The organism is Streptomyces sp. NPDC091272 (genome assembly GCF_044757485.1).
GTDB lineage: Bacteria > Actinomycetota > Actinomycetes > Streptomycetales > Streptomycetaceae > Streptomyces.
The window spans coordinates 274,852-287,777 of the sequence record NZ_JBIVVC010000003.1 but is presented as its reverse complement, the minus strand read 5'-3'; the positions used below and the strand labels follow the sequence as shown (position 1 = coordinate 287,777).

Below are 12,926 nucleotides of genomic sequence, written 5' to 3'. Positions count from 1 at the left end.
CCGGGGCGAGTCTTAAGACACATCGAGCCGAGGGGCTCGCGAAATCCGAAAAAGTCGAAGGGCTTGACGCCGCGAACACCTCTCTGCATGATGAGGAACAAGTACTACATGTACCTCACGGAGTTGTGAGGTGCCGCTGTGCCTGCTCGGTCGGTTCGGGATTGCTCGTTTGAAGGCGGCTTCGGCCGCGCGCTTTCGGGTCCTGAGTTGGTCGTTCCTTGAGAACTCAACAGTGAGATGAAGAGCAGGGCTCGAACCCCTGCCCCGTAACAGTCCGGGTGATGACCGTGTTGGTGGCCCCTTTGATGTGTGCCAGCTCTGGAGAACAGTCCTTCGGGATCATCCCTTCCTTTCGGGAGGTCAACCCGCTGGTCTGCCACCTGGTACGCGCCGCCCTGCTGGCGTCAGAGCAGTGACGATGACGCACCGATTTCCCAATCTCGGGTCCGGCCAGCCGTGGCAACGGCACGCCGGCGAAGCACTGGGCTGGTTGCCTCCCCCGCCCGTCCGGCCATCGAGCCGTACGGGCGGGGTTGAGGGGAGCCGGAGATCAGCTCAGTCCGCTCCACTTCGTCTACGACAGGAGTCGTTCATGTTGCTCGGTATCGGTGACGTCGTTCGTATCCGCAACTGCAAGACCCTGGGCACGGTCGCCGGGGTCGCCGCTCACACCAGCGGCAGTCTGGTCGTTCTCTCGCTCGGTCCCGGGCTTTCCCGCCCGGTGGTTCCGTCGGAGCTGGAGCTGGTGGCCCGCGGCATGAAGCCGCAGAGCACCGCCCGGTCCGTCGCCACGCTGGTCCTCTTCGCGCTCGCCCTGGTGGTCGCCGCGGTCTTGGGCGGCACGGTGCACAACCTCGGTGGTGGTCTGGCGCTGACGGTGTTCGTCGCGCTCTCCTCCGTCTCCGCCATCTTCGGCGGGCTGGTCAACACCTTCCACCGGCCGCGCCGGGTGCGTGTCTGACCTGCTCCTCCTGCCGGGGTGGGCGTCGTCTCTCCACAAGCCGCGCCCACCCCCGGTCCTTCCTCTGTCCCTCCGTGATCAGGAGTTCGTCATGCGTTCGTACATCAGCGGCCATCAGGCCGTGACCAGCACCGACTTCGTTGAACTCGCCCTTGGCACCCCGGTTGAGCTGTGGCTGGGTGCGGAGGGGGAGAGCGAGATGGAGCGCGCGGCCCGTCTGGCCGCGGCCCGCGACATCCTCGCCGACAACCCCGGTATGCCCGACGACGCGATCCGCATCGCCTCCCGCGCGATCGAGGAGCACGCCGCGGAGCTGTTCAACGTCGTGCCGCTCACCCGTCCCGCCGCCCGTGTCCGTCGGGTCCGGAAGGGGGCGGCGGCATGATCCGCATCGTCGCCCGTAAGCGTCTCGCCCTGCTTGAGACAGACACGCACGCCGCGTTCGAGCGGGCCCGCGAGGCGAGGGAGGCCGCAAAGGAGGCGTCGGTCCGGCACACGGTCGAGCTGTTCGCCGTCACCGACCGCGCGGAGCGTGCGGAGGCGACCGCGGATGAGGTCGGCATGCTCCTTGCCGGCGCCCTGGACGAACTGAGCGCCGGACAGGAAGAGCTTCTGCTCAAGGACATCGCGCTTCGGCGTCTGCGCGAGGACCTCACGGAGGCGCTCGTTCAGGCGCGGCAGGTGTTCGTACTCGTGCACCACGGCACCCCGGTGATGGTCTACCGCCGCCGTGAGGACGCCTACGCCGACACCGCCGCCCACGCTGTTCCGATGGACCGCGATTGGGGTCCGGCCCGGCGCTTCTGGGCGGATGCGGAATGGCTGCTGGCGACGTTCACCTACGACGCCACCGCACACGGGTTCCGCGGGGCACTGACCCCGATCGCGGAGCCGGTCTGGGGGGCGGCGTGAACGCTGTTCATATCCGTTCAGCGGAAAAGGCCCTGTCCGTTGGCACCTGGCTCATCGTGTCCGGGGCGATGCTCTTCTCCGTCCTGACGGTCACGCCGTTGATGGCCAGGCACACCGCAGATTCGTGGGACTGGACGGCCCCGATCCTGCCCCTGGTCGTCGATGCGGCCGTGGTCATCGTGGTCAAGCTCGATGACGTGCTGGCCCGGCTCGGTGGGCACGGCGGACGCTGGCCGGTGGTGCTGCGCTGGATGACCGGTCTGATGACGCTGGCGCTCAACACCGCCGACTCCGCACTGAAGAAAGACCTGGTCGGCGTGTCCGTCCATGCCGTGGCGCCGCTCCTGCTCATCGTCACCGCAGAAACCGGCCTTGCCTATCGGCGGGCCATCGCGCGGGCCGTCAGCGGCCTGGAGATCCAGCAGAAGGCCGAGCGTGAAGACTGGGAGCAGGCGGCCCGCGAGCGTGCTGAGCGGGCCCGTGCGGAGGCGCGTGAGGAGCGCGAGCACGCTGAGCGGCTGGCGCGTGAACAGCGTGACCACGAAACGAATCTGGCCCGCGAACAGGCCGAGCGCGAAGAGCGCCGGCAGCGTGAGGAGCGCGAGGCCCGCGAGCACGCTGCGGCGGTCGAGCGGGAGGCCCGTGAACGCCGTGAACGCGAGCATGAACAGCGTGAACGCGAGCGGCAGACGCGTGAACGCCAGAGCCACGAGCGTGCCGAAGCGGAACAGCGCGAGCACGCTGCGGCGGTTGAGCGTGAACGCCGTGAACGAGTGGAGCGGGCCGAGCGTGAACGCGCCGCGCTCCTGAACCGGGGTCCTGCCGAGAGCAAGCTGCCCGAGGACGAGGCGCGCCGGATCGTGACCGCCGCGTTCACCGCGAGCCTGCCCGTGCGGCAGGCGGCGGAACTGTCCGGCTGGTCGGTCGGCTGGGTCTCCTCCCGCTATGCCGAGCACCGCGAGCCCGACGCGGGCCGCCGCACGGAACTCGCCATCGCGGGCCAGTAACAGCCCTGCACCTTCCCTGTGATCAGTCCTGTTCGGGGTTCGGCCGCTCACCTCTCACCGCGGCGGCCGAACCCCTGCAACTCCCCTGAAGGAGTACTCCAGCATGACCGAGATCAACGTGTCCGGTCCGCCCGTTGAGGCGCCGGAAGAGGAAAAGACGGCGGCAGTCCTGCCGTTCAAGCTCAAGAAGGCCCCCGCCCCGGCCCCTGCTGAGCAGGCGCCGGGCACGGTGAAGCCGGGTGAGTGGGAGGCCGAACTCCCCGACACCGAGGATCCCGAGGCCCAGGGACTGACCGAGGGCGCCACGGTCGACCCGCCCAAGGAGGTGTACCCGCCGTCCATCACGGAGTGGATGGAGGTACGCGACAAGGTGCGTCAGCCGGTCTTCCCGGACTGGGTGAAGCTGCCTGACCAGCGCACGGCCGTCCGCAAGTGGGCGGTGCGGCACTACTCCACGATGCTCGGCTACCACGCGTGGCGCCTGCCGTGCGTCTACACGCCCAAGCTGCTCGCCTACAGCCCGCGCGGCGCCTGGCGCTGGTCGTCGGCGGTGGGCCGCTGGGTTTTCGACACCGAAGGGCGGGCCCTGCGCCTGGCCTCTGTCCTCGATGAGGACGCCGCGACGTACCTGAAGCTGTCGCGTCAGCGTGACGCCCGGGTGCGGATGCGGTCCATCGTCGCGACCGTGGCCAGCATGGTCGGCCTCACCCTGGCTCTGCTGCTGTGGGTGATGGCGCCCACCTGGCTCCTTGCCCTGTCGATCGTCACCCTGACCACGGGTCTCGGTCTCGGGGGGACGCCTGCGGACAAGCCGCTCATCGACCGGGCGAAGGTGACGTTCCGCAAGCGCAAGCTGTCCTCGGACATCGTGATCCGCGCCCACGAGGCAGCGAAGCTGACCACGAAGGACCAGACGATCGCGTTCCCGCGGCCGATCGGCCGGGACGGGGACGGCTGGCGTGTGGTGGTCGACCTGCCGTACGGCATGACGTTCGAGGATGCGATGAAGGCCCATGCCCGGCTCTGCTCGGGCATGGACATCGCCCCCACGCAGCTGTTCCTCGACAAGGACGAGACCAGCGGCCGGCGCGTCTCCTACTGGATCGCCGACCGTGACCCGCTCGCGGTTCCGTCCGGGAAGTCGCCGCTGCTCGGTGCGACCAGGGTGGACTTCTGGAAGCCGTTCCCGTGGGGCGTGGATGAGCGCGGCAACCCGGTGATGGCCACCATGCTGTGGCTCTCGCTGCTGGTCGGCGCGGTGCCGCGGCAGGGCAAGACGTTCTCTGCCCGCACCATCGCGCTCGCTGCCGCCCTGGACCCGGACGTCCGCCTGATCGTGTTCGACGGGAAGGCGTCGCCGGACTGGCGTTCCTTCGCCAAGGTCGCGCACCGGATCGGCTTCGGCATCGTCCCCAGGGACGGCTTTGACCCGGTCATGCACCTGGTCAACGCGCTGATGGAGCTGAAGGCCGATGTGGAGGACCGTTACCACCGGCTCTCCGAACTGCCCCTGCACATCTGCCCGGAGGGCAAGCTCACCCCGGAGATCAGCCGGGACCGGAAGCTGAACATGCCGCTCACCCTGGTGGTGGTGGATGAGGTGCAGGAGTACTTGCAGCACCCCACCCACGGCAAGACCATCCTTGACCTGCTCGTCTACCTCGCCCGGGTCGCCCCGGCGGTCGGCGTCTCGGTCATGAACTCCACGCAGAAGCCCGATGACACCGCGTGCCCGTCGGTGCTGCGTGACCAGCACCAGGCCCGGTTCTCGCTGCGGGTCGGCTCGTACCACGTCTCTGAGGTGGTGCTCGGTGCCGGATCGATGGGCGAGGGCCTGGACGCGTCCAAGCTGCTGAAGTCCCACAAGGGCGTGGGCCTGCTCAAGGGCATGACGGACGACTCCGGGATCGTGCGCACCTACCTGGCCACCGGCCGCGACGCGGAAACGATCCTCGGCCGTGCCCGCGCCCTGCGCGAGGAGGAGGGCACGCTGTCCGGCGACGCCGCGGGCGAGGTGAGTGCGACCCGCAGCGCGGACGCGATCCTCGACGACACCGCCGCCGTCCTCGGGCGCAGCGAAGACAAGGTGTGGTCCGAGTCGGTCGTCGACCGCCTCGCCGAGTTCGCCCCCGCCGTCTACGGCGAGTGGGCCGACCTGGAGGGCCGCGCCAAGGCCGACCAGCTCGCCACCGCACTCAAGCCGTACGGCATCACCACCGGCCAGGTGTGGGGCAAGACCGAGGACGGCAAGGGAGCCAACCGGCGCGGCATCGAGCGTCAGCACATCATCGACGCGGTCACGCAGCGCAACAAGAAGCGGGGCGACAAGTAGGAACCAGAGGCCGCTAGGTCTAGCGAGCAAGGTCGCTAGACCTAGCAACCTCGCTAGCGACCCACATTGCCCCTGATCAGGTCGCTAGCACCTAGCGACTCACCTGCGAAAACCCCGGAAACCAGCCCAGAGAGGCCCTCATGCCCTTCCCGCTGCTCGCTAGCGCCCTCATCGTGCTGCTCACGCTCGGTTACGCCGGAGTCTGTGCAGTCTCCCCGTGGAAGTCCTGCCGCCGCTGCGAGGGACTCGGCTTCCAGCTCACCCACACCCGGAGCGGCAAGCCCAAGCGCGGCAAGCACTGCCGCAAGTGCGACGGCCACGGCATCCGCATACGCGTCGGCCGCCACCTCTACCACCTGTGGGTGCGCGCCTACTGCAAGGGCCGCGCCGCCGACGAAGCCGCCGCCAAAGCCACGGGCCCCGGCGCGCGGAAGGCGCCGACCGCATGAGGGCCGTCCTGCGCCTCGCGCTCCTCTGCGTCGTCCTCGGCCTGCTCGTGGCCTCCTGCCCCGCCCGCTGACCGAAAGGAGCACCGCCCATGGCGGTCAACCTCTCCGCGATCCTCCTGCTCGCCATCGCGGCCATCTTCATCGTCAAGGCCAAGGCCGGAGGCATCGGCCCCGCCGTCGTCCTGTTCCTGCTCGGCTTCTTCACCGCCGGAACCGGCGCGGACGAACCGATCCGCGACCTGTGCGCCTCCGTCTTCAACTTCCTCGCAGGCCTGCGCCCCTGACAGGAGACCCCGCCGTGAACCAGCCCACCCCCTACCGCCCGGCCGAAACCGCCGGCACCCTCCACTACCCCACCCCGATACCGGCCCCGGCGCCGATGATGCCCGTACAACCGGGCCGCATCCCGGCCGTGCAGACCATCGTGCTGCCCGACGGGCGCGTCGTCACCGGCTACGCCATCGACCCGGCCAAACCCGAACCGGTCACCGTCAAGCCGCCCGTGTCGCGGGCCGCGGTGAACATCGCGCTCGGGGGCGTCGGCTTCGCCGCGGTTTGCGGCGGCCTGCTGATGCTCACCACGTTCATCGCCGCACTCACCGCGCTGATCACCCAGCTCATCATCCTCGCCGCGGTCATCTTCGGCGGCTTCATCGCCGTGCAGCTCTTCGCCGGATCCGGCGGCGGCACGACCGTCAACATCCGCAAGGCCGTCATCAAACGCAACCACTTCCACACCTGACCAGAGGAGTACGGCATGGACCACACCCAGAGCCCCGTAGCACTGGCCGACCAGGCCGCCGAAGCCATCCGCGCCATCAACCACCGCACCCGCACGCCGGGGACGGGCTGGCAGTACCCCGGCGACGCCTACAGCCTGATCGGGACACTCGCACACCTCTCGCGCATGCTGCCGCAGGCCATCACCCAGGCACTCCAGCCCGTGACCGACGCCCACCAGGCCGACCGGCTCACCGTGGACGGAAGCAAGGACCCCGCCCACGCCGCATCGTCCGCCGTCCAGGCCGCGCGCGTCGCCATCGGCCGCGCCCAGCACCTGGCCGAAGCCCTCGACCAGGTGCACTCGGCCCTCAGCCCGCTCGGCTACGACACGAGCGCCGACGAAGACGAGTTCGCCGACTGCCCCCACTGCGCAGCAGAGGACGACGACGGCGAGATCTACCCGCACTGCTGCGGGTGCGGTGCCGATGGCAGCGGCGAACGCCCCGACTGCACGTGCGTCTAGCTGTGCCCGGGGCGGACGTCATCTCTTCCACAAGCCGCGCCCGCCCCGGGTTCTCCCATCCCTCCAAGAGAGCAGGAGAACCCCGTATGAGTCCTCCCCCCGCACTGCGGCTCGGCTCGCTGTGCACCGGATACGGCGGCCTGGACATGGCCGTGCAGGAAGTGTTCGGCGGCTCGTTGGCCTGGGTCGCGGACAACGACGCCGGGGCCAGCCGCATCCTCGCGCACCATCACCCGGGGACGCCGAACCTGGGCGACCTCACCGCCGTCGACTGGGCCCGCGTCGCACCGGTCGACGTGCTGCTGGGCGGCTACCCGTGCCAGCCGTTCAGCTCCGCCGGCAAGAGGAAAGGGACCGCTGATGAGCGGCACATCTGGTCCGACATCGCCCGTGCCCTTGGGGTTCTACGACCCCGACTCGCGGTGTTTGAGAACGTCGCAGGGCACCTTTCTCTCGGATTCGACACCGTGCTTGGAGACCTTGCCGCCCTCGGGTTCGATGCGCGGTGGTGCACTCTTCGCGCATCTGACGTGGGAGCGGCTCATCAGCGAAGGCGGCTCTTCGTCCTCGCGTGGCCTGCCGACTCCGGCAGCACGGGACTTCAAGGGCGGCGGGCAGCGCGGGCAGCTTCCGACCGCCGTTGGCTCGCTCCTGCCGACTCCTTCGACCTCGGAGAACACCGGAGCGGGGCACGCGGCACAGGGCGGGATGAACCTGCGGCACGTCGTCTCGCTGCTGCCCACCCCGCGCGCGTCGGAGAACGAGAACCGTCAGACGAAACGCTCGCCGTCGCAGGAAGCCGGGAGGCACGGCAAGAGCCTGGCGGCCGAGATGGGCTCGCTTCTGCCGACCCCGCGGGCCACGGACGGCACGAAGGGCGCGGTCTCGCGCACGGATTCGACGGACCGGCGGGTGCGATCGGGCAGGGCGAACCTGCCCGAGGTGGCGCTGAGTGCGTTCCCGACGCAGGCGCCGAGTGGGGCGAGTACGCCGAAGCGGTCGCGCGGTGGCAAACGGTCCTCCAGCGCCCCGCCCCCGGACCAGTTGACGCTGTGGGACGTCTGAGTCCCGCTTTCGTCGAATGGCTCATGGGCCTGCCTGACGGGCACGTCACCGCCGTTCCCGGCCTCTCTCGCTCCGCACAGCTCAAGGCGCTGGGCAACGGCGTGGTGCCGCAACAGGCCGTTGCCGCGCTCCGCTTCCTCAGCCCCGCCGCCCTGACCACCCGTACCGCCGCTTGAACACGCCCGGGGCGGGCGCCATCTCTTCCACAAGCCGCGCCCGCCCCGGGTTCTCCCATCCCTCCAGGAGAGCAGGAGACCACCAGCATGACCCATCCCGCCACGATCCGGCGAGACCACCTCAGCACCGCCCTTACGCTCGCGGCCGACGGCCTGCCCGTCCTGCCGCTGCACAAGGGCAAAGTGCCCTTCGCCAACTGCCCCGCCTGCCTGTACACCTCGTGCGGCGGGCGCCCCCACATGAAGACCCCCGGCCCCTGCACCTGCCCGAAGCCCTGCCACGGCTGGGCCGCCGCCACCACCGACCCGTGGACCCTCAACTCACCGCAATGGGCTGACGCGTGGCGCACTGCGGCGGCGGTCGCCTACTACCCGGGCGGCGCGGGCCTGACCGTCCTCGACCTCGACCACGCCGACGCCATCGCCTGGGCGCGCGTCTGCCTGCCGGCCACCCGGACCGTACGCACCACGCGCGGACAGCACTGGATCTACCAGGGCACCATGCCCTCCGCGAACGGCGTCCGCGACGGCGTCGACATCAAGTCGACGATGGCCTACGCCCGCTGGCGCGGCCCCGGCACCGGCACCTTCACGGCTCTGCCGCCCGAGGTGCGCGCACTGGCCGTCAAGGAACCCGCCCCCGTCCGGCCGGTGCCGTACGCCTTCACCGTGCCCACGCGGGCCGCAGAGGGGGTCTGCAGGCACCGCACGCCCGCCTTCCTGGAACGCGGCATCACCATGGCGGAACAGCGCATCACCGAGGCGTCCAGCGGCATCCACGCGACCGTCTACCGCACCTTCCTCGCCGTGCTTTCCGTCCACGGGCGATGCGGATGCCTCACCGACGCCCACGTCACCCGGCTGTTCACCGCCGCGCAGGCCAAGGGCGAAACCGCCCGGCACTGCACCGACGCCTGGACCAACGCCCGCACCAAGTTGGGACTGTGACCATGTCCGACGACGAAAAGACCCCGGCACGCGAGATCATCACCGAGTACGCGCAATCCCACTTCCGGTACTTCCGCACCGGAGACGGCACCGTGTACGCGCAGAAGAACGGCCACCCCGTCGCCCGCCCGATCCGCTCCCAGGGCACCACCGGCAGCCACCGCCAAGAACTCATGGTCGGCCTGTTCAAGGACGGGCAAGGGGTGTTCAACGGGTCCGCGCTCAAAGAGGCGCTGGACCTCATCGAGGCACTCGCCCTGTACGAGGGGGTGCAGCCGGTGCACATCCGTGTGGCCCCCGGCTTCGACGGAGCGACGTGGCTGGACCTGGGACGCGATGACGGGCAGTCCGTACGCATCCACCCCACCGGCTGGGACATCCTCACCCCCGACCCGCGAGAGGTGTGCTGGCGACGCACCCAGCTCACCGGGGAACTGCCCCTGCCCGCCAAGGACACCCAGGGCAAGGGCATCGACCTCCTGATGCGGCTGTGCAACTTCGCCACCGCGGAGACCGAGTGCCTGGCCATCGCGTGGCTGATCGGCTGTCTCGGGCCGTCCGTACCGGTCCCTGCTCCGTTCCTCACCGGGCCGCAGGGTGCGGGCAAGTCCACCGGCGGGCGGATGCTCGTGCGGATCATCGAGGGCATGAGCGGGGACCTGCGGCGGGCGCCGAAGGATGAGGAGAACCTGATCGCGGCCGTGGCGGCAGGATGGGTGACCGCGCTGGACAACCTCTCGCACATGACCCCGGACCTGGCCGATGCGATGTGCTGCATCGTCACCGGGGCCGAGAACGTCAAGCGTGCCCTGTTCACCGACGGGGACGTCTTCCGCGTCGGCTACCGGCGCCCGCTGCTCATGACCGGCATCGACGTCGGCGTCATCCGGCCCGACCTCGCCGAACGGCTTCTGCCGCTCCGCCTCGAACGTCCGCGGGTGCGGCGTACGGAAGCGGAGCTGTGGAAGGAGTTCGAGGAGATCCTGCCGGTCGTCCTCGGCTCCCTCCTGGACCTCACCGTCAAGGTCCGTGGCGCGGACGCCGGCATCCCCACTGATCTGCGGATGGCCGACTTCGCGCACCTGTGCGCGCAGCTCGACGCGGCAACAGGGCTCGGTGCGCTCAACGCCTACCGGGCCAGTCTGGACGACCTCAACGACGACGTCATCGAGGGCGACCTGCTCGCGCAGACCGTCCTCAAGCACGCCGCCGGACTGGACGCCGGGGCAGAGCAGCGGATGGCTTCCGCAGAGTGGCTGCACTGCCTCACCCAGCTCTACACCGGAGAGGACTTCCACCCGCTGCCCAAGGGATGGCCGACCACGGGCAAGGTTCTCTCCGACCGTCTCAAGCGGCTTCAGCCGACCCTTGCAGCGCGCGGGGTCCTCATCGACTGGGGACGCTCCAAGACCGCCCGTTACATCGAGATGGCCCGACCTGCGGGGCCGCCCCCGGAGCAGCAGGAAGCGGCGTTCTGATCAGCGCCGCCGTGGTGGCGGACAAGCAAGAAGAGCACCCCGTGCCGGTGCTCTTCTTGCTGTTCGGCGCACCGCGCCGCCCCGGTGGTCGCGCCGCGAAGCGGCTCCTTCTTTGCTCTCTGAGTCGCACCCCCACCACCAACAGAACTCCCCCTTCTCTTTTTCCTAAGAGAGAAGTTCTGCGTCACCTGCGTCACCCCGGGGTGGAAAACGGTCCGTGACCTGCCCCAACACCGATGACGCAGACGGCCGATCCTGCGTCATCCTGCGTCACCCGCGTCACCCGATGACGTACGGGATGACGCGCCGGTGACACACCCCGAAACCGCTGCGTCACCCAAAACCGCAGGTCAGACCGGCAAATGACGCAGGTGACGCGGTGACGCAGAAATCCGCACCTCGGACAGACAGCAGCACTTCCCTCCGCGCCCACCGAGGAGTGCCCGTTGCGTGAGAAATACCTGTCGGTGCCAGAAGTCGCAGAGCTTCTCGGCACGACCGAACGCTTCCCTCGTCGCCTGATCGCAGAGCGACGCATCACCTTCGTCAAGGTCGGTCGCCACGTCCGCATCCCGGAAAGCGCACTGACCGCGTTCATCGAGGCGCACACGGTGGAGCCGATTCGCCCGCGCCGCCGCAGCAGGAGGGTCGCTTAGTGGCAAAGAAGGGCCCGAAGAAGGGCAAGAGTATCCGCCGGTTCGGAGCGGTACGGCAGTACCGCTCTGGCCGGTGGGCCGCCTCGTACCTAGACCCCACCGGGGAGCGGAGGTTCGCACCGAAGACGTTCGACACGAAGACGGACGCGGAAGTCTGGCTCTCCCAGATCGAAGCGGACCTCACCCGAGGCGACTGGCGTGACCCGGATGCGGGAGCCGTGAACTTCGACGAGTACGCCCGGCAGTGGGTGGAGGACCGCGAGATCGGAGCAACCACCGAGGAGCTGTACCTACGGCTCCTTCGCCTCCACATCCTTCCTGGGCTGGGCTCATACGACCTGGACCAGCTCACACCGCCCCGCATCCGTGAATGGCGTACGGAGCGACGCAAGGCCACCGGCGCGACCACGGTGGCCAAGTCCTACCGGCTCATCAAAGCCATCCTGGAGACGGCCGCGGACGATGAGCTGATCCGCCGCAACCCCTGCCGGATCAAGGGTGCGGGCAAGGAGACGGCCGAGGAGCGCGAGATCGCAACCGTGGAGCAGGTCGACGCGCTCGCGGAGGCAGTTGGCATCCGTTGGCGGCTGATGGTCTACCTCGGGGCATACGGCCCGATGCGCCCCGAGGAGCAGGCCGAACTTCGGCGCAAGGATGTGGACTTGGAGCAGATGACGATCCGCGTCCGCAAGGCCGCACCGGAGCTGACCACGGGGCGACGGGCTGAAGGCCCCACGAAATCCGAGGCAGGGAAGCGCGTCATCGTCCTGCCGGGCTTCCTCCGCACGGACCTGCGTCGTCACCTCGACTGGTACGCCGAGAAGGGCGCGGAGGGGCTGCTGTTCGTCGGCGAGAAGGGGGCCCCGTTCCGGCGGTCGTCCTTCGGCCGCAAGTGGCGCAAGGCACGCACGAAGGTCGGGATGCCGGAGAACTTCCGCTTCTATGACCTTCGGCATACCGGCCACACGCTGATGACCCGGTCCGGGGCCACGCTCAAGGACACGATGGTGCGCGCCGGCCAATCCACCGAACGGGCGGCGCTGATCTACCAGCACTCCGATCTGGAGCGACAGAAAGAGCTCGCGAGCGGGCTGGACAAGATGGTGCGAGGGGCACGCGACAAGGCCTCTGAGCAGGTCAGGAAGGGGCAAGGTAGTGCAGAGGTGGTGCACGGTTCCTGAATGGGTCTAGACAACAAAGAACCCCCGGGCCGCTGGCCTGGGGGTTTGCTATGGAGCGGGTGACGAGAATCGAACTCGCGCTCTGAGCTTGGGAAGCTCATGTTCTACCATTAAACTACACCCGCCGAAACGGCCGTTGAGCTGTTGCCGCATCGTCGGACACTGTACCCCATGTCGGGATCCCGATGCAGGTAGCGGGTGGGGGCGGGTGCGGAGTGCCGTTTGGTGGGGCGTCCTGTTTATCCCCTAATGTGGCAGCTTCGTCCACGCGTGGTTTGGGGAAGGGACTTGATGGATCGCACCGTCGTCCGCTGTGCCGAAGGGCATGTGTTCAGTACCTTTTCGTTCCCGTTGCGGCAGCTCGGTGAGGGGCGGATCGGGCCCGGGAGGCTCGTTCGTTGTCCTCGGTGTGCTCGGCTGCGGCAGGCCGTACCTGTGAGGGGGGTCGAGGAGCGGTAGGGGAGTCAGGGAGTGGAGTCAGGGAGCGGCGCCGGCGAGTGGGAGCCGGTGGGTGG

16 protein-coding genes, 1 tRNA gene and 1 pseudogene are annotated in these 12,926 nt (G+C 69.0%); 17 read left to right on the top strand and 1 reads right to left on the bottom strand.

Annotated features, from left to right (window positions below; translation table 11 throughout):
* Positions 1-592 precede the first annotated feature (592 nt).
* From ACIQM4_RS10520 to ACIQM4_RS10445, 16 genes and pseudogenes are all read left to right on the top strand, one after another.
* Positions 593-961 carry a hypothetical protein gene (locus ACIQM4_RS10520; RefSeq protein ID WP_401588884.1) on the top strand — a complete coding sequence of 123 codons (369 nt, stop codon included), beginning with the start codon at positions 593-595 and terminating at the stop codon, positions 959-961.
* 91 nt (positions 962-1,052) lie between these two features.
* Entirely contained in the window at positions 1,053-1,346 is a 294-nt protein-coding gene (locus tag ACIQM4_RS10515; RefSeq protein WP_401588881.1) for a hypothetical protein, read from the top strand.
* Entirely contained in the window at positions 1,343-1,873 is a 531-nt protein-coding gene (locus ACIQM4_RS10510; protein ID WP_401588878.1) for a hypothetical protein, read from the top strand. The genes ACIQM4_RS10515 and ACIQM4_RS10510 overlap by 4 nt, the downstream gene beginning before the upstream one ends.
* Entirely contained in the window at positions 1,870-2,880 is a 1,011-nt protein-coding gene (locus ACIQM4_RS10505) for a DUF2637 domain-containing protein (protein WP_401588876.1), read from the top strand. The genes ACIQM4_RS10510 and ACIQM4_RS10505 overlap by 4 nt, the downstream gene beginning before the upstream one ends.
* A gap of 103 nt (positions 2,881-2,983) precedes the next feature.
* The gene (locus ACIQM4_RS10500) at positions 2,984-5,212 is read left to right on the top strand and encodes a cell division protein FtsK (RefSeq protein WP_401588875.1); all 2,229 of its coding nucleotides are present in this window, start codon (positions 2,984-2,986) and stop codon (positions 5,210-5,212) included.
* A gap of 140 nt (positions 5,213-5,352) precedes the next feature.
* Positions 5,353-5,661 (top strand): hypothetical protein, encoded by a 309-nt coding sequence (locus ACIQM4_RS10495; RefSeq protein WP_401588872.1) that lies wholly within the window; start codon positions 5,353-5,355, stop codon positions 5,659-5,661.
* Between the two features lie 89 nt (positions 5,662-5,750).
* A complete protein-coding gene (locus ACIQM4_RS10490) occupies positions 5,751-5,945 on the top strand; it encodes a hypothetical protein (protein ID WP_401588869.1) in 195 nt (64 codons plus the stop codon).
* A 14-nt stretch (positions 5,946-5,959) separates the two neighbouring features.
* Positions 5,960-6,403: a hypothetical protein gene (locus ACIQM4_RS10485; RefSeq protein WP_401588867.1), complete on the top strand. Its 444-nt coding sequence runs from the start codon at positions 5,960-5,962 to the stop codon at positions 6,401-6,403.
* Between the two features lie 15 nt (positions 6,404-6,418).
* Positions 6,419-6,907 carry a hypothetical protein gene (locus ACIQM4_RS10480; protein WP_401588864.1) on the top strand — a complete coding sequence of 163 codons (489 nt, stop codon included), beginning with the start codon at positions 6,419-6,421 and terminating at the stop codon, positions 6,905-6,907.
* 86 nt (positions 6,908-6,993) lie between these two features.
* A pseudogene (locus ACIQM4_RS10475) lies at positions 6,994-7,431 on the top strand (DNA cytosine methyltransferase); the annotation flags it as partial.
* Positions 7,406-7,972, top strand: coding sequence for a hypothetical protein (locus ACIQM4_RS10470; RefSeq protein ID WP_401590178.1), 567 nt, complete (start codon positions 7,406-7,408; stop codon positions 7,970-7,972). The pseudogene ACIQM4_RS10475 and the gene ACIQM4_RS10470, both read left to right, overlap by 26 nt.
* Positions 7,960-8,148, top strand: a complete 189-nt coding sequence (locus ACIQM4_RS10465) for a hypothetical protein (protein ID WP_401590176.1) — start codon at positions 7,960-7,962, stop codon at positions 8,146-8,148. The genes ACIQM4_RS10470 and ACIQM4_RS10465 overlap by 13 nt, the downstream gene beginning before the upstream one ends.
* Positions 8,149-8,235: 87 nt before the next feature.
* Entirely contained in the window at positions 8,236-9,096 is an 861-nt protein-coding gene (locus ACIQM4_RS10460) for a bifunctional DNA primase/polymerase (protein ID WP_401588862.1), read from the top strand.
* Positions 9,097-9,098: 2 nt separating this feature from the next.
* Positions 9,099-10,574 carry an ATP-binding protein gene (locus ACIQM4_RS10455; protein ID WP_401588859.1) on the top strand — a complete coding sequence of 492 codons (1,476 nt, stop codon included), beginning with the start codon at positions 9,099-9,101 and terminating at the stop codon, positions 10,572-10,574.
* A gap of 446 nt (positions 10,575-11,020) precedes the next feature.
* On the top strand, positions 11,021-11,230 hold the full coding sequence (locus ACIQM4_RS10450) for an excisionase family DNA-binding protein (protein WP_401588857.1): 210 nt from the start codon (positions 11,021-11,023) through the stop codon (positions 11,228-11,230).
* Complete coding sequence (locus ACIQM4_RS10445) at positions 11,230-12,411, top strand: tyrosine-type recombinase/integrase (RefSeq protein ID WP_401588854.1); 1,182 nt, start codon at positions 11,230-11,232, stop codon at positions 12,409-12,411. The genes ACIQM4_RS10450 and ACIQM4_RS10445 overlap by 1 nt, the downstream gene beginning before the upstream one ends.
* Before the next feature lie 51 nt (positions 12,412-12,462).
* On the opposite strand, the gene ACIQM4_RS10440 is transcribed toward ACIQM4_RS10445, so the two are convergent.
* Positions 12,463-12,536, bottom strand: a tRNA-Gly gene (locus ACIQM4_RS10440).
* Between the two features lie 124 nt (positions 12,537-12,660).
* Between ACIQM4_RS10440 and ACIQM4_RS10435 the strand changes: the two genes are divergently transcribed.
* Positions 12,661-12,870, top strand: coding sequence for a hypothetical protein (locus tag ACIQM4_RS10435; protein ID WP_401588852.1), 210 nt, complete (start codon positions 12,661-12,663; stop codon positions 12,868-12,870).
* Positions 12,871-12,926: the final 56 nt, after the last annotated feature.

What these genes read in the sequence shown, in the direction of transcription:
- ACIQM4_RS10520 (WP_401588884.1), top strand. Translation starts at nt 593, where the DNA reads ATGTTGCTCGGTATCGGTGACGTCGTTCGTATCCGCAACTGCAAGACC.
- ACIQM4_RS10515 (WP_401588881.1), top strand. Translation starts at nt 1,053, where the DNA reads ATGCGTTCGTACATCAGCGGCCATCAGGCCGTGACCAGCACCGACTTC.
- ACIQM4_RS10510 (WP_401588878.1), top strand. Translation starts at nt 1,343, where the DNA reads ATGATCCGCATCGTCGCCCGTAAGCGTCTCGCCCTGCTTGAGACAGAC.
- ACIQM4_RS10500 (WP_401588875.1), top strand. Translation starts at nt 2,984, where the DNA reads ATGACCGAGATCAACGTGTCCGGTCCGCCCGTTGAGGCGCCGGAAGAG.
- ACIQM4_RS10495 (WP_401588872.1), top strand. Translation starts at nt 5,353, where the DNA reads ATGCCCTTCCCGCTGCTCGCTAGCGCCCTCATCGTGCTGCTCACGCTC.
- ACIQM4_RS10490 (WP_401588869.1), top strand. Translation starts at nt 5,751, where the DNA reads ATGGCGGTCAACCTCTCCGCGATCCTCCTGCTCGCCATCGCGGCCATC.
- ACIQM4_RS10480 (WP_401588864.1), top strand. Translation starts at nt 6,419, where the DNA reads ATGGACCACACCCAGAGCCCCGTAGCACTGGCCGACCAGGCCGCCGAA.
- ACIQM4_RS10470 (WP_401590178.1), top strand. Translation starts at nt 7,406, where the DNA reads ATGCGCGGTGGTGCACTCTTCGCGCATCTGACGTGGGAGCGGCTCATC.
- ACIQM4_RS10460 (WP_401588862.1), top strand. Translation starts at nt 8,236, where the DNA reads ATGACCCATCCCGCCACGATCCGGCGAGACCACCTCAGCACCGCCCTT.
- ACIQM4_RS10455 (WP_401588859.1), top strand. Translation starts at nt 9,099, where the DNA reads ATGTCCGACGACGAAAAGACCCCGGCACGCGAGATCATCACCGAGTAC.
- ACIQM4_RS10435 (WP_401588852.1), top strand. Translation starts at nt 12,661, where the DNA reads ATGTGGCAGCTTCGTCCACGCGTGGTTTGGGGAAGGGACTTGATGGAT.